The organism is Prochlorococcus marinus str. MIT 1214 (assembly GCF_027359355.1).
GTDB lineage: Bacteria > Cyanobacteriota > Cyanobacteriia > PCC-6307 > Cyanobiaceae > Prochlorococcus_B > Prochlorococcus_B marinus_F.
The window spans coordinates 56988-76942 of sequence record NZ_CP114777.1; the positions used below are offsets into that span (position 1 = coordinate 56988).

General features: G+C 34.6%; 22 protein-coding genes. 17 read left to right on the top strand and 5 right to left on the bottom strand.

Annotation, left to right across the window (positions count from 1 at the left end):
• Positions 1–7 precede the first annotated feature (7 nt).
• From O5639_RS00265 to sds, 4 genes are read left to right on the top strand one after another with little or no spacing between them, the layout of a single operon-like run.
• The gene (locus tag O5639_RS00265; protein WP_269624531.1) at positions 8–832 is read left to right on the top strand and encodes a carbon-nitrogen hydrolase family protein; all 825 of its coding nucleotides are present in this window, start codon (positions 8–10) and stop codon (positions 830–832) included.
• A complete protein-coding gene (locus O5639_RS00270; protein WP_269624532.1) occupies positions 832–1917 on the top strand; it encodes an N-acetylmuramoyl-L-alanine amidase in 1086 nt (361 codons plus the stop codon). The genes O5639_RS00265 and O5639_RS00270 overlap by 1 nt, the downstream gene beginning before the upstream one ends.
• A 2-nt stretch (positions 1918–1919) precedes the next feature.
• The gene (murI, locus tag O5639_RS00275; protein ID WP_269624533.1) at positions 1920–2717 is read left to right on the top strand and encodes a glutamate racemase; all 798 of its coding nucleotides are present in this window, start codon (positions 1920–1922) and stop codon (positions 2715–2717) included.
• Positions 2718–2739: 22 nt separating this feature from the next.
• The gene (gene sds / locus O5639_RS00280; protein WP_269624534.1) at positions 2740–3711 is read left to right on the top strand and encodes a solanesyl diphosphate synthase; all 972 of its coding nucleotides are present in this window, start codon (positions 2740–2742) and stop codon (positions 3709–3711) included.
• A 1-nt stretch (position 3712) separates the two neighbouring features.
• On the opposite strand, the gene O5639_RS00285 is transcribed toward sds, so the two are convergent.
• Positions 3713–4393 carry an HAD family hydrolase gene (locus O5639_RS00285; RefSeq protein WP_269624535.1) on the bottom strand — a complete coding sequence of 227 codons (681 nt, stop codon included), beginning with the start codon at positions 4391–4393 and terminating at the stop codon, positions 3713–3715.
• Positions 4394–4485: 92 nt separating this feature from the next.
• Here O5639_RS00285 and acs point away from each other — a divergent pair, with 92 nt between their 5' ends.
• Complete coding sequence (gene acs, locus O5639_RS00290; RefSeq protein ID WP_269624536.1) at positions 4486–6462, top strand: acetate--CoA ligase; 1977 nt, start codon at positions 4486–4488, stop codon at positions 6460–6462.
• A gap of 2 nt (positions 6463–6464) precedes the next feature.
• On the opposite strand, the gene O5639_RS00295 is transcribed toward acs, so the two are convergent.
• The gene (locus O5639_RS00295; protein ID WP_269624537.1) at positions 6465–7190 is read right to left on the bottom strand and encodes a DUF1350 family protein; all 726 of its coding nucleotides are present in this window, start codon (positions 7188–7190) and stop codon (positions 6465–6467) included.
• Positions 7191–7331: 141 nt separating this feature from the next.
• Here O5639_RS00295 and O5639_RS00300 point away from each other — a divergent pair, with 141 nt between their 5' ends.
• From O5639_RS00300 to O5639_RS00345, 10 genes are all read left to right on the top strand, one after another.
• Entirely contained in the window at positions 7332–8177 is an 846-nt protein-coding gene (locus tag O5639_RS00300; RefSeq protein ID WP_420063660.1) for a 3'-5' exonuclease, read from the top strand.
• 95 nt (positions 8178–8272) lie between these two features.
• A complete protein-coding gene (locus O5639_RS00305) occupies positions 8273–8560 on the top strand; it encodes a hypothetical protein (RefSeq protein ID WP_269624538.1) in 288 nt (95 codons plus the stop codon).
• A 128-nt stretch (positions 8561–8688) separates the two neighbouring features.
• Positions 8689–9960 carry a histidine--tRNA ligase gene (gene hisS / locus O5639_RS00310; RefSeq protein WP_269624539.1) on the top strand — a complete coding sequence of 424 codons (1272 nt, stop codon included), beginning with the start codon at positions 8689–8691 and terminating at the stop codon, positions 9958–9960.
• Between the two features lie 21 nt (positions 9961–9981).
• Positions 9982–11385 (top strand): nucleotide sugar dehydrogenase, encoded by a 1404-nt coding sequence (locus O5639_RS00315; RefSeq protein WP_269624540.1) that lies wholly within the window; start codon positions 9982–9984, stop codon positions 11383–11385.
• A gap of 65 nt (positions 11386–11450) precedes the next feature.
• Entirely contained in the window at positions 11451–11687 is a 237-nt protein-coding gene (locus O5639_RS00320) for a hypothetical protein (RefSeq protein WP_269624541.1), read from the top strand.
• Between the two features lie 70 nt (positions 11688–11757).
• Positions 11758–12096, top strand: coding sequence for a TIGR02450 family Trp-rich protein (locus O5639_RS00325; RefSeq protein ID WP_269624542.1), 339 nt, complete (start codon positions 11758–11760; stop codon positions 12094–12096).
• 137 nt (positions 12097–12233) lie between these two features.
• Positions 12234–12476 (top strand): hypothetical protein, encoded by a 243-nt coding sequence (locus tag O5639_RS00330; protein ID WP_269624543.1) that lies wholly within the window; start codon positions 12234–12236, stop codon positions 12474–12476.
• Between the two features lie 587 nt (positions 12477–13063).
• The gene (locus O5639_RS00335) at positions 13064–14116 is read left to right on the top strand and encodes a chlorophyll a/b binding light-harvesting protein (protein ID WP_269624544.1); all 1053 of its coding nucleotides are present in this window, start codon (positions 13064–13066) and stop codon (positions 14114–14116) included.
• Between the two features lie 292 nt (positions 14117–14408).
• Positions 14409–15794: a sodium/glutamate symporter gene (locus tag O5639_RS00340; protein ID WP_269624545.1), complete on the top strand. Its 1386-nt coding sequence runs from the start codon at positions 14409–14411 to the stop codon at positions 15792–15794.
• Positions 15795–15865: 71 nt separating this feature from the next.
• Positions 15866–16123 (top strand): hypothetical protein, encoded by a 258-nt coding sequence (locus tag O5639_RS00345; protein ID WP_269624546.1) that lies wholly within the window; start codon positions 15866–15868, stop codon positions 16121–16123.
• Between the two features lie 9 nt (positions 16124–16132).
• Here the strand turns inward: O5639_RS00345 and O5639_RS00350 are convergent, their stop codons facing one another.
• Positions 16133–16801 carry a glutathione S-transferase gene (locus tag O5639_RS00350; protein WP_269624547.1) on the bottom strand — a complete coding sequence of 223 codons (669 nt, stop codon included), beginning with the start codon at positions 16799–16801 and terminating at the stop codon, positions 16133–16135.
• Between the two features lie 185 nt (positions 16802–16986).
• Between O5639_RS00350 and O5639_RS00355 the strand changes: the two genes are divergently transcribed.
• Both O5639_RS00355 and O5639_RS00360 read left to right on the top strand, forming a co-directional pair.
• Positions 16987–17547, top strand: a complete 561-nt coding sequence (locus O5639_RS00355; protein ID WP_332299735.1) for a GIY-YIG nuclease family protein — start codon at positions 16987–16989, stop codon at positions 17545–17547.
• 101 nt (positions 17548–17648) lie between these two features.
• Positions 17649–17903 (top strand): hypothetical protein, encoded by a 255-nt coding sequence (locus O5639_RS00360; RefSeq protein ID WP_269624549.1) that lies wholly within the window; start codon positions 17649–17651, stop codon positions 17901–17903.
• Between the two features lie 9 nt (positions 17904–17912).
• On the opposite strand, the gene O5639_RS00365 is transcribed toward O5639_RS00360, so the two are convergent.
• Together O5639_RS00365 and crtL are read right to left on the bottom strand one after the other, a co-directional pair.
• Positions 17913–18626, bottom strand: coding sequence for an SDR family NAD(P)-dependent oxidoreductase (locus tag O5639_RS00365; protein WP_269624550.1), 714 nt, complete (start codon positions 18624–18626; stop codon positions 17913–17915).
• Complete coding sequence (gene crtL / locus O5639_RS00370) at positions 18623–19909, bottom strand: lycopene beta cyclase (protein ID WP_269624551.1); 1287 nt, start codon at positions 19907–19909, stop codon at positions 18623–18625. Before crtL ends, O5639_RS00365 begins: the two co-directional genes overlap by 4 nt.
• Positions 19910–19955 lie beyond the last annotated feature (46 nt).

Sequence of the window (19955 nt, forward strand, 5' to 3'; positions counted from 1 at the left end):
TAACTCAGTGTCAGATTTTTTGGCTGCGGCCTTACAGCTAACTAGTACCTCAGATGTAGACGCAAATCTCAATGCTGCAGAAGAACAAATTGAGTTGGCCTCAAGGCGTGGGGCTGATCTTGTTGGACTGCCTGAAAACTTTGCATTTCTGGGTGAAGATCAGAAAAAATTAAAAATTGCATCTTCAATCAATGAAAAATGCAATAGTTTTTTAGTAACCATGGCAAGGAGATATCAAGTTGTTTTGCTTGGAGGTGGTTTTCCTGTCCCCGCTGGCGATGGAGTTAGAACTTTAAATAGAGCGGAGTTGTTTGGAAAAGACGGTCAATCTTTAGCGAGATATGACAAAATCCACCTTTTTGACGTTGATCTTCCTGAAGGTAATACCTATAGAGAATCTGAAACAATTGTTTCCGGGAGTGAATCTCCACCTGTCGTTGAGGTGCCTGGTCTTTGCAAAATTGGATTATCTATTTGTTACGACGTTCGATTCCCTGAGCTTTATAGGGATTTGGTCAATAAAGGCGCAGATTTATTAATGATTCCAGCGGCTTTTACTGCTTTTACGGGGAAGGATCATTGGCAAGTCTTGCTACAAGCAAGAGCCATTGAAAATACCGCTTACGTTGTTGCACCAGCCCAAACTGGTCGCCACTATGGCAGAAGGCAAAGTCACGGTCATGCGATGGTTATTGATCCATGGGGGACAGTTCTAGCGGATGCAGGTGTTGTTCAAGGAGCAGCAATAGCTCCTGCTGATAAAGAAAGAGTTGAGAGGATCAGAGGACAAATGCCCAGCCTAAAACATAGAAAAACAGAGCTTTTTATTTGATGTTTAAAGATCAATCTTTAAAGTCAAAACTTGCATTCTTTGCTGGATTTCTTTTTTGTTCCAATCTTTTTATTTCTTTACCGCTCAGATCTGCTAGCGCTCTTGCCGCTTGGGCCTTAACTAGTAATGGTAGCCTTAAATTACGAACTTCCACTGGAACTAAGTTAGATGCTTTTTTTCAATCCTCAAGCACTGACAAAGGTGAAAGGGTATGGATTGATTTTCCTGGAGAATTAAGCCGACCTAGAACTATTAAAGGCAATGGATCAGTTAAGGAAATAAGACTAGGCAAACCTGCTAAGGGTAAGACAAGGCTTGTGATTGAATTTCTTCCATCAGTTGAATTAGAACCCTCAAAATTAAAATTAGTTGGAATTTCACCAAACACTTGGGAGTTGAAATTTGTTGGTTTAGAAAGTAATTCTTATCGTTCTATTGAAGAAGGTAATATTTTAAGAAATTCAATAAAAAAAACTTTTGAAAAAATAAAGTTTGAAGATTTAGATGTTTCTTCTTTGCCTGATGTCCCCTATGGAAAGTACAAAGTTGTTATCGACCCAGGCCATGGTGGTTCAGATCCTGGTGCTGTTGGCATAAATGGATTAAGAGAGACTGACATTGTTTTAGAAGTGTCAAAGAGTGTTTCAGAATTTCTAACAAATAAAGGCGTAAAAACTATTTTAACTAGGAATTATGAGAGAACATTAGACTTACAACCCAGAGTTACCAAAGCTAATAATTCAAAAGCGGATGCTTTTGTTAGTATTCATGCAAACGCAACAAGAGGAAAGCGCAAAGATGTTAATGGTTTAGAGACATATTATTACTCTGGTTATAAAGGGTATTCTTTAGCAAAAAATATTCAAAAACAAATTTTAATTTTTTCTCCGCAAAGCCCTGATAGGGGTGTTCGTAGATCTCGCTTTTATGTAATAAGAAAAACATCTATGCCTGCCGCTTTAGTAGAGATTGGATTTGTTACTGGTATGTATGATGCAGCTTTATTACGACAAAAATTTTACCGGGATAAAATGTCTTTTGCTATCGCTAAGGGAATACTCAAATATCTAAAAGTTTCAAATTAGATATGCGACTTGGATTGTTTGATAGTGGGGTTGGAGGCTTTACAGTTTTAAAAAAGGTTATTGAATTATGTCCCAATAATTCATTTGTATATTTGGCTGATACAGCAAGAATTCCCTATGGAGTAAAGACAGCCAATGAGATCATAAATATTGCTGAAGAAATTTCATCATGGTTTAGTTATCAAAATATTGACGCTTTATTGGTCGCATGTAACACAACAAATGCCATTGCCTTGGATGTACTAAAAAAAAATTTAGATGTCCCTGTATTTGACTTGATTGGATCTGCGGCCTCAACCATTAAGGAATCAAGGGTAGGTGTTCTTGCAACTCCTTCTACAGTAAAAACAAAAGCTTATACAAATGCTATTTTAGAATTTAATCCAAAAACTTTTGTAATTGAGCAACCATGTCCTGAATTTGTTCCAATGATTGAAATGGATAGGATTGATTCAGATGAGATTACTTATGTTGCGACTAGATATTTACAACCTCTTTTGAAACAAAAAATTCAATCTTTAATTCTTGGCTGTAGTCACTATCCTCTCATAACTCCTTTGCTGACAGATATTTTACCCTCTAGTATTAAATTGATTGACCCCGCAGAAGCTCTTTCTTTGAGATTAAAGTTGTTTATGGATTCAAAAGTGAGCAACCATACAAAGAAAAAAAAATTAGTTGATTTAAAGTTTTACGTAACTTCTAATCTTAAAAATTTTCCCTATAAAGCTAAGCATTGGTTAAATGTGTTTCCTGAAGTTAATCTCGTTTCACTGCAGAAGAAGGGCTGGGTCTCTTAATATCAAAAAGTAGAGCGGTTTTATGACCACAGCCACGGAAATTCTTCAACCTGTAGAACTTGATCTAGAAGCGTTGCTTTTAGATCTTCGCAGCCTCATAGGTGCTGGACACCCTATTTTGCAAGCTGCTGCAGAACATCTTTTTAGTGCAGGCGGCAAACGGTTAAGACCTGGAATTGTTTTGTTGATTTCAAGAGCTTTGACCTCTGAAGGGGATCTTCCTTTGAAGCATCGAAAATTGGCCCAGATTACTGAGATGATTCATACCGCTTCTCTTGTGCATGATGATGTCGTTGATGAAGCTGATACCCGAAGAGGTGTTGAAACTGTCCATAGTAGATTTGATCCCAGGATAGCTGTCCTGGCAGGAGATTTCCTATTTGCTCAAGCAAGTTGGCATTTGGCAAATCTTGAGAATTTAGATGTTGTTAAATTGTTAAGTAGGGTAATTATGGATTTAGCTGAAGGTGAAATAAAACAGGGGCTTAATAGATTTGATTCAAGTCAATCCTTTGAGAGTTACTTAGAAAAAAGTTATTGTAAAACTGCCTCTCTAATAGCTAACAGCTCCAAGGCTATTGGTGTTTTATCTGATGTAGGTCAAGAGAGCTTAAATTCGCTTTATTTTTTTGGAAGACAGTTAGGATTAGCTTTTCAAGTAGTTGATGATATCCTTGACTTTACTGGAAATGATGAGCAATTAGGAAAACCAGCAGCTAGTGATTTGCAAAGTGGTTATCTTACTGCGCCAGTTTTCTATGCTTTGGAAGAGAATCCAACTCTTAGCGAACTTATTAATGGTAAATTTTCCAAAAAAGATGATCTTGATAAGGCTCTATCTCTTGTAAGAGATTCAAGTGCGATTAATAAATCAAGAGAATTAGCTGAAAAATTTGCTTCTGAATCAAAAGATTCAATTTCATGGTTGCCAGATTCTCCATCAAAAAAAGCATTACTTGACTTGCCAGAATTTGTCATTAGCAGACTTTATTAATTCAATACTCATTTAATATTTGTTCAATTTCTTTTAGATAGGTGATTTGTTTTAAATTGATGTGTTGATCAAAAACTTCTTTTTTTGGAAGTTCATCACTTTTATCTTTTAAAAAGAAAACAAAACATCCAGCCTCTAAGGCTGAAGATACTCCAGAGATTGAATCTTCAACAGCCCAGCATTCTTGAGGAGCTAAATTCAATTTTTCTGCGGCTAACAGATATGGATCTGGAGCTGGTTTCCCTTTGGCTAGTAATTTGTCATCACCAAGAACCATTATAGAAAATAGATTCATCCATTTATGAGGAGCAGTTTTTATTTGGAAAGATTCAGAGCTGCTACTGGTTACTAACGCCATTGGGATATTGTTTTCATGACACCTTTTGACCAAACTTTCACTACCTTGCATTGCTTGTGCATTAAGGATAAGTTTTCTTGATATGGGCTTATGCAGGTTTAGTAATTCTTTTGCCTTAACTGCTTTTGGAATCAATTTAACAAGCTCATTGGCACAATCAATTCTTCTTTTTCCTCTTAATAGTTTTAGTTGGGTATAAGTTAGATTTAGATTAAAAAGTGCGGCTGTCTCTTTCCATGCTTGTCCATGTAAGGGTTCTGAATCAATTAGAACTCCATCAAGATCAAATAAAAATGCTTTAGGAAAATTCCATTTTTTCTTCATTATGAATTTGTTTTAAATAAGAGTTTCACTATTCATGCCTTTTGGTCAGAAATAGCTTGAATGCAATAAATGAAAAGTTGTTTTTATCTTTTATGAATTCAGTCAATTCTAACTCTATTGAGTCCGTTCTTCAGGAGCAGAGAGTTTTCCCTCCTTCTGATGACTTTTCTAGTAAAAGTAGGATCTCATCTTTTTCTAAGTATTTGGAAATGTCGGAGATGGCTAAATCAGATCCCAATAAGTTTTGGGGTGATGCCGCTAGAGAAGAATTACATTGGTTTAAATCTTTTGATAAAGTACTTGATTGGTCCAATCCACCATTTGCTAAATGGTTCGATGGCGGAAAAACTAATATTTCTTTTAACTGTCTAGATCGACACTTAAATAGTTCAAGAGCTGACAAAGTCGCCTTGATTTGGGAAGGGGAGCCAGGTGAACAGAAAAAATATACCTATAAACAACTACACAAAGAAGTTTGCAAAGCAGCTAATGCACTCAAGTCTATTGGTATAGCAAAAGGAGATCTTGTCGCTTTGTATATGCCGATGGTGCCTGAGGCTGCAATCGCAATGCTTGCTTGTGCAAGGATTGGGGCACCACATTCAGTCGTATTTGGAGGCTTTTCCTCTGAGGCTCTAAGGGACCGATTAATTAATGGAGAAGCGAAAGTAGTAATTACAGCTGATGGCGGTTTTAGAAAAGACAAAATAATTCCTCTTAAGGATGCTGTTGATCAAGCATTGGAAGGTGGTGCTTGTCCCAAGGTTGAATCAGTTTTAGTTGTTCAAAGAACGAAAAAACTTGTTTCTATGGATGATGGTAGAGATTATTGGTGGCATGAAATTGTAGATAGTCAATCAGAAGAATGTTTGCCAGAACAAATGGATAGTGAGGATTGCTTATTCGTTTTATATACTTCTGGCTCTACAGGTAAACCAAAGGGAGTAGTTCATTCAACTGCTGGGTATAACCTTTGGTCTCATTTAACTTTTAAATGGATTTTTGATATTCGTGAAAATGATGTTTATTGGTGCACCGCTGATGTGGGTTGGATAACTGGACATAGTTATATCGTCTATGGCCCACTATCTAATGGTGCAACTACTGTTATGTATGAGGGAGTTCCAAGACCATCAAATCCAGGCGCTTTTTGGGATGTAATTCAGAGGCATAAAATTTCGATTTTTTATACTGCTCCAACTGCCATAAGGGCCTTTATGAAAGCAGGAGAAAAGATTCCTAATCAATACAATTTATCTAGTTTGAGACTTTTAGGAACAGTGGGTGAGCCAATTAATCCAGAGGCTTGGATCTGGTATCGAGATGTTATTGGGAAAGGGAGATGCCCAATAGTTGATACATGGTGGCAAACAGAAACTGGAGGAGTAATGATTAGTCCTCTCCCAGGAGCTACTCCAACAAAACCTGGATCAGCAACGTTCCCTTTGCCTGGGATTGTTGCCGACGTGGTCAATTCAGATGGAGACTCTGTATCTAATAATGAGGGTGGATATTTGGTAGTTAAAAGACCATGGCCTGGAATGATGAGAAATGTTTATGGAGATGAAAAAAGATTTAGAGAGAGTTATTGGGAGTATTTAAGACCCTCAGACGATAGCTATATATATTTTGCTGGAGATGGGGCTCGAAGAGATGAGGAAGGTTATTTTTGGGTTATGGGACGAGTTGATGATGTTATAAATGTCTCTGGTCATAGGCTTGGAACAATGGAAATAGAATCAGCTTTAGTTAGTCATGAGCTCATCTCAGAAGCTGCAGTTGTGGGTAGACCTGATGACTTAAAAGGGGAATCAATAGTAGCCTTTGTAACTTTGAAAACAGGTGCAGAGGCAAATGAGAATATTGATGTACAATTAAAGAAACACGTCGTGAATGAAATAGGACCAATTGCCAAACCTGATGAAATTAAATTTACTGATTCACTTCCTAAAACAAGAAGCGGAAAGATAATGCGCAGAATTTTGAGAGCACTGGCTTCGGGAGATGAAATAAGCGGAGATACAAGTACTCTTGAAGATAGATCGGTTTTAGATAAATTAAGATGTTAATGTTAGATTTTCCAATGAGAAACTAGATCGACTATTAAATTAATTTTCTCGTATTTTAAATAACTTTGAAAATCAGACTTTAGCAATTTTTCTCTTATTCCTAAACTTACTGGGGTTAGATGATTTCCGTCTAACAGCATAATTTTAGATTTATCAGAAGGTCTTTCTTTTAATGATTTAAGTAATAAATCATTTTGATCTAGATTATCGGTTTTGAATTTTATTAATAGATTATTTATTTGCTCATAGTGGTCTTTAACAAGAATTAATGTTTCGGAAGGGCTTGGACTAAATTCAGTTTGAAAGTTGAGCTTTTGAGACATTTTTCTAAGCAAAGGTATAGATTTATCTGCTTTGAAGTTGTTAAAGCTTATAGCTACTAACCCATCGCAATCCCTTCCACCATCCGGCGCTAGTAAATGTAATTTACATCCAAGGCTATGACCTAGTCTTATTGATTTTGGTTTTAAGCCAACTCTTTTTTGAAGGATTTTTCGAGATTGACGGAATTGTTTCCACGCATAATTTGCTTGAAGTTGATGATCAAAGTTAGGGATATAGGCCCACGAATGTACTGCAAAATTTCTTTTTAAAAAACCAGAAATAAGTCTTTTGTATGTGACTTCTGGCTTGATTGAAATATAGCTACCACCAATTAGTTCTATAAGTCCAATTGGTCTGGATGGCCATTGACAAGAAACATCACTTATACGTCTAAAAGTGCTCATTGATAAACAATCACTCTATAAAGAGAAATCTAAAATGATTTTAAATTAAATATAATTATCTTTTATTTCTAATGTTCTACTAAGTTTTTATTCAACTCTGATTTTTTGATGATAATAAAAGTATGACTAATTAATTTTGAAGTGAAAGAAAAGCAGAATCATCAGAAAGAGAGCCATCAGCTTGGCTTTCTATCTGAAACAACTAAAGAAATTGCCCATGAAAAAGCTAAAGATCTAGGAGAAACAACCTCTTTCAAATCAAAAGAAGAACGGGTTGAAATATTAGGTAAAGAACATTTTCCTAAAAATATCTTGATTTTAGACACTGAAACTACTGGTCTTGACAGTGAAAATGATGATTGTCTTGAAGTAGGTTCGATCCTTTTTAATGTCAAAAGTAGAGCGGTGTTAGCGCAGCAATCTTTTCTTTTACCAGTTGAAATTAATAAAGCTGAAAAAATAAATAATATTCCTGCTGAAATAACTAGATTGCCTCAACCTCTATCTGAAGCAATTAAATATTTTGAATCTTTGGTTCAGGTATCAGATGTGATTGTTGCTCACAATGCAGAATTTGATATGAAATGGTTTGGTCTTAATAAATTGCCTCAGATTGAAAAACAATGGATTTGTTCTATGGACGATATAAATTGGCCGGGTGATAAACAATTGAAGACGCGCCCATCTGTCAGAGATCTTGCATTGGCATACGGTGTACCAGTTTGGAATTTGCATAGAGCTTTGACAGATTGCATATATTTGTCAGAGGTTTTTAAAAGATGTAATGAACTCGAAAAACTATTGATTAGAGCGTTAGAACCAAAAGTTCTGTTTCGCGCTGAGATCTCTTATGAGGATAGGTATTTAGCGAAGAATGCTGGCTTTAGGTGGAACGATGCAATTAAAGGCGCTTGGTCTAGAAAAATGAGTCGTAGGGATATGCAAAAATTAGAATTCCCTGTATATGAGGTCGAATTTAATTCTTGAAATGTATTTTTCATAAAGTACTCATTTCAAATCTTTGCTATGTGTTTAATGTATTGATTAATGAGCTTTTCTAGAGTTTTCTCCATGATTGATTTATGAGAAAATATTTACCCAAGAAAAATATAGTTGCTCAGGTTACCCTTGTTAAAAGTAAAACTGATGGTAGCGATTTAAAAAAGCGTTTAAGACAATGGCAGCATTCAAGAAGTTGGGCTCGTCTAATTTGTGAAGCGGAAAAATTGTGGAGTCTTGAATCAAGAGAACTAAAGAGACTTGGAGCTATGGAATTAATTCAACTCCAAAATGAAATGCCTTTTAATGTGAGAAGAAGAGTTAATTTTTGGCTGGTTAAATATTCAGGTGCTACTCGACTAGAGGATTAAGCTTAATGAACTTTCTAGATTGAGCCTCACCAATTTAGTTTCTCAAAACTGATCTATTGAATAATATTTTAGAGTTTACTTAAACAATTACTATTAAACAAACAACAAATAATTTTGCTGAAGCTACTTTGACAAATCTCAAGAATTTAAGAGGAATGGTAGATCTTTTACCTGCTCAGAGTCAGGCCTGGCAAAAGGTCGAGTCAATTGCTCTTGAACATTTTAGTCGCGCTGGGCTTCAAGAAATTAGAACACCGATTATTGAACAAACTGAATTATTTTCTAGGGGCATTGGCGAAAATACTGACGTTGTGGGCAAAGAAATGTACACCTTCGAGGATAGAGGTGGTCGCTCTTGCACTTTGAGACCTGAAGGGACAGCTTCTGTCGCTAGGTCAATTATTCAGCATGGCTTGTTGAATAATGGGCCTCAAAGGCTCTGGTATGGGGGACCAATGTTTAGATACGAGCGACCTCAAGCAGGAAGACAAAGGCAGTTTCATCAAATTGGAGTTGAATTTGTTGGATTGGCTTCGGTTATAAGTGACGCTGAGGTCATTTCAATAGCTTGGGACTTTTTAAAGGATGTTGGTTTGAATGATTTGACTTTAGAAATTAATAGTCTTGGAAGTAATCAAGACAGAAATGTTTTCAAAAAAGAGTTGAAAGATTGGCTTATTCAGAAATTTGATTTGTTAGATGAAGATTCTCAGAAAAGAATCAACCTAAATCCCTTGAGAGTATTAGATAGCAAAAATGAATCTACAAAAGAACTTTTGTTTGAAGCTCCCTCTTTAAACGACTTTTTATCTGATAATAGTAAAACTAGATTTAATTATTTACAGGAGTTACTCGATAATCTTAAGATTCCATATAAAATTAATAACAACTTGGTAAGAGGACTTGATTATTATTCTCATACGGCTTTCGAAATAACAAGTGAACATTTGGGCTCTCAAGCAACTGTTTGTGGTGGGGGACGTTACGATGGTCTAATAAAAGAATTGGGGGGGGGGCAAACCCCTGCAATTGGCTGGGCTATTGGGATGGAAAGGTTGATAATTCTTGCTGGAGATAAAATTTTACAATCAAAATTTCCAGATGTTTATGTAATTCACAGAGGTGAGAATGCTGAAAAGCTTGCTTTGGAAATTACTTGTCAGCTAAGATCATCTAACTTAACTATTGAATTGGACTACTCAGGCTCATCTTTTTCTAAACAATTCAAGCGAGCAGATAAAAGTAGCGCAAAATGGGCCTTAGTTATAGGTGAGGATGAGGCATCCAAAGGTCAATTATTGATAAAGAAATTAAGGGATAAACATAAGGATGATGACAGTAAGGAATATATTTTCTCCAAGGAGGATTTAGATCAGTTAATTAAAAAATTGATTGATTAATAAAATCATGAATTGTTTTAGATGAGCTCTATTAAAATCCAAAAAATATGTTGCATTGGCGCTGGTTATGTAGGCGGACCAACTATGTCTGTTATTGCAGATAAATGTCCGGATTTAGAAGTCAAGGTAGTTGATATCAATAAAGAAAGAATTGATGCATGGAATGCTTCAGATCTAAATAAATTGCCAATATTTGAACCTGGTTTAGATCGGATAATTTCTAGAACCAGAGGGAGAAACCTTTTCTTTAGTACTGAAATGGAAAAGTCCATTTCAGAAGCTGATATGGTTTTTATATCAGTTAACACACCAACAAAAACAAAAGGTCTTGGGGCCGGACAAGCTAGTGATCTTAGTTGGGTAGAGGCTAGTGCAAGGCAAGTAGCTAAATATGCAAAAGGACACACGATAGTAATAGAAAAAAGTACTCTTCCGGTTCGGACTGCACAAGCAATAAAAGAGATACTTAAGACAACAAATAGAGAGAATCAAAAAAATGAAATTTCAAAAACTTTTTCTGTTTTATCTAATCCTGAATTCTTGGCTGAAGGTACCGCAATTAATGACTTGGAAAAACCTGATAGGGTTTTAATTGGGGGAGAGGATTCTGATGCTGTAGATGCATTGGTTAATATTTATTTGAAGTGGGTGCCTAGTGAACAGATAATTTGTACGAATTTATGGAGTAGCGAGCTTTCAAAATTAGCTGCTAATGCATTCCTGGCTCAACGGATTAGTTCAATAAATTCTATTTCAGCCTTTTGTGAATCTACTGGAGCTGATGTTCAGGAAGTTGCTAAAGCAATAGGAACAGATAAAAGAATCGGCAATCAATTTCTATCTGCAGGACCTGGGTTTGGAGGGAGCTGCTTTAAAAAGGATATATTGAATTTAGTTTATTTAAGTGGACATTTTGGTTTGCCAGAGGTTGCAAATTACTGGAATCAAGTTGTGGTACTTAATACCTGGCAGCAAGATAGAATTTATAAAATTGTTCTAGAGAAGCTTTTCGGTACAGTTAATGGGAAAAATATAGCAATACTTGGTTTTTCTTTTAAGGCAAACACCAACGATACACGAGAATCCCCTGCAATAAGAATTTCCAGTGACTTACTTGAAGAAGGAGCTATTTTAACAATTTATGACCCTAAAGTTTCCTCTGAGCGAATAGAGGAAGATTTAGAAAAATTTTCATTCGATAACCAAGGGATTTGGAAAATGGCTAATTCCATCCCAGAGGCATTGAAAAACGTTGATGCCGTTTTGATCCTTACTGCATGGGATGAATTCTTTGGACTTGATTGGAATTATTTAGCTTCTTTGATGAGATCACCAGCTTGGGTTTTTGATACAAGGTCGGTTATTAGTCGAAAAGAAATCGAAAATACAGGAATAAATCTCTGGAAACTCGGTGAGGGGAGCTGAAATAATGTCGTCAAATAAATAATATGACTATTATTAACATTGATGTAAACTAAGTTTCTATTTATTTGATTTTACAAAACATAATGCTATTTAAATTTCTTTTCAAAAAGAAGAAGAAAAAAAAACTTCAGGATAAATCCGAAAATAAATTTGCTATGAATAATTGGATGAATTTAACAAAGGAAGAAAGAGTTAAAATAGACTTTAATGAAAAGAAAAAAATAATGAGAAAGAAGAAAGAATTATTAAAATCAATCAGAGATGAATATATTAAAATGAAAAAAGAAAATAATGAGTATTAAATGGGTAGAATCTAAATAAAATGTTAATAAAGGCATTTGTTGGAAGAGCTATTTTGATTTGTAATAATTTATGATTTGGCCTCCAAATAAAGCATGGACTAGTAAGATAGGCATTGAAGGTCAATTCCATTTTATTGCAATAAATTATGGTGGCGAGTTACTAAAAAAATGGGTTATTTTGATGTCAGTAATTGATTCTAGTATAGTTGTAAAAGTTTCTTGGTCTAAATTATCTGATTTATCTATCTGGGAATCTGGATGGGGTGAAATAAATTATGTAGAACCTTCTAAAGTAGTTAAGAATAAAGGCATTTTAAAAACAACTGGCTGTTTGCAACCTTCTGCTGATTCTGGCTTAACAATACCCATAAATAAAAATATTATTAGACCTTGGTTCGATGAAGATTAAGAAATATTTTATCTAAGATTTTAATGCAATTAAAACAATTTAATATTACTTTCGTTTTAAGTTGTTATCTTGCGATGGCATAATGACTTTCTCTTCAAAGCTTTTTACGTTAAAAAAGGATACTGATTTATTTAAGAATGATAGAAAAATCACTGTGGTTATCAGAAAAAGAAGCTAGTGAGTTTTTAAGAGTTGATGAACAATATTTAGAGTTATTGAGAGAGAAGGGGGATTTAAAGCCAGGATTTCACTGGAGAAGTTCAAATGACCCTAAGCAATTACCATGGAAGCCAAAAGTTTTCTATTCTATAATGGTATGTCAAGAAGTTATTGAATATTTACAGAGTAATGATGCTTCTTATGATCAAATAGCGGCGTAAACATAGATCAAAAATATTTTAAATATCATTCTATTTTTAGATTATTTTTTAGGCCACTAGATTTTCATCTTTACAATCTTTGATAGACGTCTCAAGAATTGGATAAAGAGAAATCATTTTTCCGTATTCAGGTGATGTTCTATAAACATTCGCTTTTTTTCTATAATGGTCTTCTGTCTCCATCTCTAGATTATTAAGTCGATTGAAGTTCATGAGTCGATATCCAAAAGGATTTAATTATTTAATAGTTATAAATAAAGAGATCAAATTAATCTTTTATATTAATTACATATTTGCATGTATTTATATGGATTTTCAGACTTGATTGGTCTCGAATACCTGATATGAATTTTTTTTATGTATCAATTACTTCTTTACTTAGAAATTCTTAGTTAGGCGATTTTCTTGATTTTTTTTGTTATCTCTCCTTGGCTGTCTTTTTTTTTTGGTTTAAAACCAGCCTTTTTTGATATTTTTTATTTGCATTTCATTTAAATAATAAAAAAAATTTACAGATTCTTTCTCTTGCATGAGTATTCGATGAAATTGCAGTATTCTCTGTTCGGTTTTGAAAAATAGCACTTCTAATGCAGACCTATGGAAATTCAGCAGTCACCTACGGGTGGTGGGCTGGTAACTCAGGGGTCACCAACCGTTCAGGCAAATTTATTGCTGCTCATGCCGCTCATACCGGTTTGATTGCTTTCTGGGCTGGTGCCTTCACGTTATTTGAATTGGCTCGTTTTGACCCTTCCGTACCAATGGGTCATCAGCCTTTAATTGCTCTTCCTCATTTAGCAGCTTTAGGTTTAGGCTTTGATGAGTCTGGAGCTTTTGTTGGTGGCACTGCAGTCGTTTCAATTGCTGTGGTTCATCTAGTTTTGTCCATGGTTTATGGCGCTGGTGGATTAATGCATTCATTGCTTTTTTCTAGCGATATGCAGGAATCTTCAGTACCTCAGGCTAGGAAATTTAAACTTGAATGGGACAACCCTGACAACCAGACTTTCATACTTGGACATCATTTGATTTTCTTTGGTGTGGCTTGTATTTGGTTTGTTGAATGGGCCAGAATTCATGGAATTTATGATCCTGCTGTTGGTGCTATTCGTCAGGTTGAATATGACCTTAACTTGAGTCACATATGGGACCATCAGTTTGACTTCCTTACTATTGATAGCTTGGAAGATGTAATGGGAGGTCATGCATTTTTGGCTTTCTTGGAAATTACTGGTGGTGCTTTCCATATTGCTACAAAGCAAGTTGGAGAATACACAAAATTCAAAGGATCTGGCTTGCTTTCTGCAGAGGCTGTTCTTTCTTGGTCATTAGCAGGAATCGGTTGGATGGCAGTTGTTGCGGCATTCTGGAGTGCAACAAACACCACTGTTTATCCTGTTGAATGGTTTGGTGAACCATTAGCACTTAAATTTGGGATCTCTCCTTATTGGATAGATACTGTTGACCTTCCTAACGGAGCTCATACTTCACGTGCTTGGTTGGCTAACGTTCATTATTATTTTGGATTCTTCTTTATTCAAGGTCATTTATGGCATGCTCTTAGAGCAATGGGATTCGACTTTAAACGAGTAACTGGTGCCTTAAGTAATCTTGATACTGCTTCAGTATCATTAAAATAGTTAAATAAATTTAACTCAATGAAAGCCCCACTTGATTGGGGCTTTTTTATTGGAATTTATTTATAAATAGGTCAGTATTTAGAGTAAATGAGATTTCTTATTAGTTTATAAATTTAAAATCTTTTTTAATCGTTACCTAATTATAAATTCATTTCATCTTTATAACTAATTAGGGCTAAGTAAATGATTTGATTGAGATATGATAAGAATCGAATTTACTTTCAATGTTAAATATTCATATGGGATATTATTTTTTAGGAATTTTCATTTACTTACATAAGCTTGTTAATAGATGAGTCTGGAGTTTTTAGGTTTGGATGACCTATATAAAATTAATGCAATACCAACGTTAGCCCTTTCGTTGGGTTTGCTTGGAATTATAGGAATTCTTCTAACCCTTGGGAGAAGATTGGATACTGCGATGAAGTTGGAAAGATTTGGTATCCCCATAGCCCTTTTAGTTGGAGCATTAGGTTTTTTAATTGGTCCTTATGGACCTTTTTCATTATTACCAGAAAGGGTTCTAAATACTTGGATGCAATTACCAACTCCATTGCTTACTTTAGTCTTTGCGACCTTAATGCTAGGAAGACCTATTCCCAGAATTAGTGTTTTATGGAAACCAGTCGCTTCGCAGGCATTGTTAGGACTTTTACTAGGTTTCGGTCAATATGTTGTTGGCGGGATAATTGTTTTGTCATTTTTGCTTCCTTATTTAGGAGTAGATCCATTGATGGGATGCATCATTGAAGTTGGTTTTGAAGGAGGACATGGAGCAGCGGCGATAATGGGAGAAAGTTTTAGTAAGTTAGGCTTCCCTGAGGGATTAGACCTAGGGTTTGCAATGGCAACGGTAGGTTTACTAGCTTCTACTTTGTTAGGGAGCGGTTTAGTTGTTCTAGGAAGGTTTTTTGGATGGCTTGTTCCTGCTGAAAAAGAGTCCAAAGATGATTTAAATCCTACTGATTTGGAATATAAACCAATTAAACAAATTAAGTTACTTTTATATAATTTTGCTCTAGCAGGATTAGCAGTATTAGTTGGTATCTTTTTACTAAATTGCTTAAGATTATCTTCTACATACTTGGGCGATATAAGTAAGCAGGTGATATTAGCTTTCCCGGTATTTCCATTAGCTTTATTGGGTTCATTCTTTGTAAGATTTTCATTAGAAAAAACTGGAAATACAAAATTAGTCTCATCACTTTTTCAACGTGAGATTGGCATACTTTCAACAGATTTACTTATAATTACCGCAATGGCGGGATTGAATTTACCTTTATTGGTTAACTACTGGATACCAATAGCTATTTTAGCTTTTGGTGGATTGATTTGGAATCTTGCAGGGATGTTGATTTTTTCTAGATTATTTTTTAGAGAAGAGTGGTTTGAAAGAGCAATAGCAGAGTTTGGAAATTCAACGGGGGTTGCAGCTAGTGGATTATTGCTTTTGAGATTGGCTGATCCTAGGAACTCAACTGATACCTTACCTGTGTTTTCTATTAAGCAATTATTTCTACAGCCACTTCTTTCTGGAGGCCTAATTACTGTAATAGCTCCTTTATTTATTAGTAATTTTGGGCTTAAAGGTTGGACAGAATTTTGTGGCTTAATCTCATTATCTTTATGCGCAGTTGCAATATCTTTACAGTCAAAATATCCAAATCCCTCAGCGTGACAATTAATATACTTAACTAAATTTATAATTTATGGAAATGTTAGTTTTAATAAACCATTTTCCCACTTTACATGAACCGACAAATTTACAAAGATATCCCTCCTCAAGAATTAAAGGAAAAATGGTTTAAAAGTCATCTTCTCGGAAAAGAGGTTGAATTAAGAGAACTCTATGAGTTACCTCAGGACCAGTTGGATTTAGTCATGGCAGAGACTGCAGAGTTTAGGAGTGATGTAGGAAATAGAGATAGAAATTTAGGTAAATATTGTACAGCTGGCTATTTTTTAGAGTTATCAAGAATCATTGATAAAAGAAGGGCTTCAGAATGATTTTCTACTTTAGTTTCCAAAAATCAGGGGCTCATTTACCTTGTTCCAAGGTTTATTTTTATTCATAACTATTGGATATTTCTTATGAGTAAAAAAGTAATTTAACCAACGTCGTAGAAATTTAATTTCATGGTTTTGATCAAAGTCATTAATGTCCGCTATTCTAAATTGCCTTACAAATGGCCAGATAGCCCAATCAGCTAGGGTTTCTTTTGCATCAACAAGAAATAGTGGTTTCCTTCTGTTTGAAGACTCTTTTAATCTATTATTCAAAGATAAAAGTATTTTCATGCATGCTGCTTGATGAGTTTCTAATTCTTCAGAATTAAATCTAGATGCATATTTAAACCGATCCAAATGATATTTAAATACTTTATCATTTGTTTCTATAAGACTTAATATTTTTTTTGACTTATCATTATTATCACCAAGTAATGCATGCATATTTGATCTTTCAATACACCAGATCATTATGTCTAAGCTCTCATCAATTACTTGATTTAAACTAGTCTTTAACACAGGTACAGTTGCTTTTTTAGAGATTTCAATTAATTCAACAGGCTTATTCTTTAGGTCGACCTCTCTTAACTCCACTACCTGATTTGTATTTAATAAAGCCCATCTAGCCCTAATTGCGTAAGGACATCGTCTAAAGCTATATAAAATATTGTGCTTCATAATTTTCCTGTTAAAATTATCCTGTGCCCTATACCCATAGATTATTAGTCAATCCTATAAATCATAAATAGAATATGCTTTGATAGTATATACTTTATGATTTTCTTTGGCAATTATATTTTAGTGTAAAAATATAATCCATTTTTTTATATTACAAACACTTTAGTTCTCAAGAAAATTAAATTATGTCAGGATTTGTTTATTTAATGAAAAATGGTGATTTATATAAACTCGGGTGTACCACCAATTTGAAAAGTGAGGCTAATAAAATGAAACCAGGCGAAATAATTTCTTCTTTCAAAATTAATGATCCAAAATCTTTTGAGGTAAGATTGCTAAGGCTTTATAAGAAAAAAAGAATACCGGATACGAACTATTTTCGATTATCTGAATCAGAAGTTAATAATTGTAAAAAACATTTAGAAGGTAAAAGTAATTTTCCAAAAAGCTTAAATGATGAGTTGAGAATAGGATTAAATGGATCTTTGTTTTTCGCAATTATAACTTTTTTGCTTTCATTCCTTATTATAAAGATGTTTATATTTAGTTGTTTACTTTCAATTTTATTTGCCTCTCTCCCTATGTGGTCACTTGCAATTCTTGGTAGTTTTGGAGGTTATGATGCTGATGATCTTTCGCTTTTTTCGACACTTTCTAACAGATTAAAAGGACTTTTGATAGCTATATCTATGATTTCATGCGCATATGTTCTCTATACTCTTGCCCGCTTTCCCATTGCCTTTTAATTTAAACTATTATTTTTATTTATATATATAATTTATAAATTCTTTCTTGATTTTTAAATTATAGCTGTAAAATAAATTATAGTTAATGACCTTAAGTGAGCATGAACATCTCTGATTATCTTCAATTCTTAGAACCAATACAAGAACAGCTTAATAAGGTTTACTCAATTGCTTCTTTAGCTCTTACAGTTTTGGTTTGTTTGTGGCTTTTTAATTTTATAGTTGGTCTCATACAAAGAACATATTCAGTAGGTAAAGCTATAGGAAGTTTTTATAGAAATTATTTTCATAAGTATCTCCGTAAAGCAATTCTAGGTGTATTGAATATATTTAGCAAAACTACTAATCCTATTTAAAATTTTTTTCTAAATGCTTGTTTCAAGTTGACAATTTAGTGAGATTTCAAAAGGAATAGAACTGTTTGGTAAATCTAGTAAATTTGAACAAATATTAGCAATGTCATTTGCCTGTATCATATCTTTTTTAGGAAAATGATTTATTTCTTTTGCCATATCTGTATTTACCCATCCTGGGCAAATAGCTGTAACTCTAATACCCTTTTCCCATCCTTCATTTCTCATCGTTTGGCATAAACTCATTAAAGCGAATTTACTCATTGAATAGCCAGCGAAGTTACCTTTTGATCGTTTTCCACTCATAGACACCAAAACAATAATCCGTGCTGAATTGCTTATAGATAAATATTTCCATGCTTCTTTTGTTAATATCCAAGGTCCCAAGACATTAACTTTCCATAGATCTTCAATATCTTTAATTTCATTATCATTAAATAACAAATTTGTTCTTTTGAATATCCCAGCACAATGAATAATTGTATCAATATTATTAAAAGTTTCGACGGTTTTCTCTACCCATGCCTTTGATGATTTTTGATCAGTTGCGTCATAGGAGTGTACCAAAAAACTATCAGGATTTTTTGAATTTGGATCTAAGGGTGTATTTATTAAATCTCTTGTTTCTCTTACTCCTAAGCTTAATGAATGCCCTTCTTCGGATAATTTTAATGCTACCGCTTTCCCTATTCCCCTACTTGCGCCACTTATAAGGATTTTTCTCATTTATTATTAACTATTAGTGCTTTAAATAATAAATTTAATTCTCTACCATGCATATTCATTAAGCCTTGTTTTATAGTCCAGGGTGATTTCCTAAACATCTTCCACATTGCGGATATTAGCTCGTTAAGGCTAAGTGTATTTGTAAGGAATCCATACCATTGTTTATTAGGTAAACTAAAAAATTCTATGAAAAAGCCTCTTAGTAACTTTTCTTCGAATCGCATCAATTTTTCTAATCCAAATTTATAAATAGCTTGTTTTCTTCTAAGTTCTGATGGCCATAATGTTTGCCAACCTTTCTTTGCTAACGAAGCTGAGGATGCTGTTGGGTCTTTCATTGCTAATGAAAGTGCTTTGGCAACTTTAGGAGCCCTTCTTAAAAGGCTACCAACCATGTATCCCGATGCGGGATGTACCATCCCAGCAGAACCGCCAAATCCAAGGACCGGCTGAGTTAGGTCAGGGATAGGCATGTTCATTGGCAGATATGAACCATGCTCTTCATGCTCAAGACTTTTTATTTCTAAACCCCGAGTCTCTAATCTTTTTTCAAGTCTTCTTTTTAACTCATCAAGAGAGACTGGAGGAAATAGCCCCAAGGATGTTTCTTCTAAGAAAAACTTTCCATTTCCCATATCCATAGCGTATAAAAATGTTGGAGCTTCTTTTCTTTCCTCTGGATTCAAGTGGTCGCAACGATAATCCATTAAAACAAATTGACCTTTCTCGACAGGGGGTGCACTGAACTCACCTACTATCCCGTAACAAGTTTGAACAGCTACTGGCCCTTGGTTAGGAGACTTGATAAATACAGGTTTGTAGCCAGTTGCGTCAATTACCACCCGAGCATTAAGTTCCTTTCCATTAGACGTTTTAACTGTGCTGGTTAATTGATTTGTTTCAAAGTTGATTGCTGATCCTTTATGCCATTCTATTTCAGCTTTATTGCATTGCTCTAACCAATAAGCTTGTAATTTGTTTTTATCAAAAAGCCCATAATCTCTATTATGTTTAGTAATTTCATTCTTTTTAGAATTTGGATCTTTGTCCCCCTCTCCAAAATAACTAATGGTGTTTACCCATCTATGTTCAAGTAAATGACTCAGCCCAAGCTCGTCAACCTCTTCACCCCAAATCCCATAAGTGAAGGGCCAAGGTTCCTCTGGAGATTGCTCTGATAAGATTTCAACATTTAAGTTCTCAATCGCCAATGCTGCCGCTATTGATAAAGCGCCTGGGCCTGAGCCTAGTACTAGAGCATCTTTTAATGCACTAGTGCTCATAGATCCCCTTGAAGAACATAGCTATTTTCTTTTACTTGGTTTCGAA

Excerpts from the sequence above, each read along its gene's own strand:
- O5639_RS00270 (WP_269624532.1), top strand. The coding sequence starts at position 832 with ATGTTTAAAGATCAATCTTTAAAGTCAAAACTTGCATTCTTTGCTGGA.
- murI (WP_269624533.1), top strand. The coding sequence starts at position 1,920 with ATGCGACTTGGATTGTTTGATAGTGGGGTTGGAGGCTTTACAGTTTTA.
- sds (WP_269624534.1), top strand. The coding sequence starts at position 2,740 with ATGACCACAGCCACGGAAATTCTTCAACCTGTAGAACTTGATCTAGAA.
- O5639_RS00285 (WP_269624535.1), bottom strand. The coding sequence starts at position 4,393 with ATGAAGAAAAAATGGAATTTTCCTAAAGCATTTTTATTTGATCTTGAT.
- acs (WP_269624536.1), top strand. The coding sequence starts at position 4,486 with ATGAATTCAGTCAATTCTAACTCTATTGAGTCCGTTCTTCAGGAGCAG.
- O5639_RS00295 (WP_269624537.1), bottom strand. The coding sequence starts at position 7,190 with ATGAGCACTTTTAGACGTATAAGTGATGTTTCTTGTCAATGGCCATCC.
- O5639_RS00305 (WP_269624538.1), top strand. The coding sequence starts at position 8,273 with ATGAGAAAATATTTACCCAAGAAAAATATAGTTGCTCAGGTTACCCTT.
- O5639_RS00315 (WP_269624540.1), top strand. The coding sequence starts at position 9,982 with ATGAGCTCTATTAAAATCCAAAAAATATGTTGCATTGGCGCTGGTTAT.
- O5639_RS00325 (WP_269624542.1), top strand. The coding sequence starts at position 11,758 with ATGATTTGGCCTCCAAATAAAGCATGGACTAGTAAGATAGGCATTGAA.
- O5639_RS00330 (WP_269624543.1), top strand. The coding sequence starts at position 12,234 with ATGATAGAAAAATCACTGTGGTTATCAGAAAAAGAAGCTAGTGAGTTT.
- O5639_RS00335 (WP_269624544.1), top strand. The coding sequence starts at position 13,064 with ATGCAGACCTATGGAAATTCAGCAGTCACCTACGGGTGGTGGGCTGGT.
- O5639_RS00340 (WP_269624545.1), top strand. The coding sequence starts at position 14,409 with ATGAGTCTGGAGTTTTTAGGTTTGGATGACCTATATAAAATTAATGCA.
- O5639_RS00345 (WP_269624546.1), top strand. The coding sequence starts at position 15,866 with ATGAACCGACAAATTTACAAAGATATCCCTCCTCAAGAATTAAAGGAA.
- O5639_RS00350 (WP_269624547.1), bottom strand. The coding sequence starts at position 16,801 with ATGAAGCACAATATTTTATATAGCTTTAGACGATGTCCTTACGCAATT.
- O5639_RS00355 (WP_332299735.1), top strand. The coding sequence starts at position 16,987 with ATGTCAGGATTTGTTTATTTAATGAAAAATGGTGATTTATATAAACTC.
- O5639_RS00360 (WP_269624549.1), top strand. The coding sequence starts at position 17,649 with ATGAACATCTCTGATTATCTTCAATTCTTAGAACCAATACAAGAACAG.
- O5639_RS00365 (WP_269624550.1), bottom strand. The coding sequence starts at position 18,626 with ATGAGAAAAATCCTTATAAGTGGCGCAAGTAGGGGAATAGGGAAAGCG.
- crtL (WP_269624551.1), bottom strand. The coding sequence starts at position 19,909 with ATGAGCACTAGTGCATTAAAAGATGCTCTAGTACTAGGCTCAGGCCCA.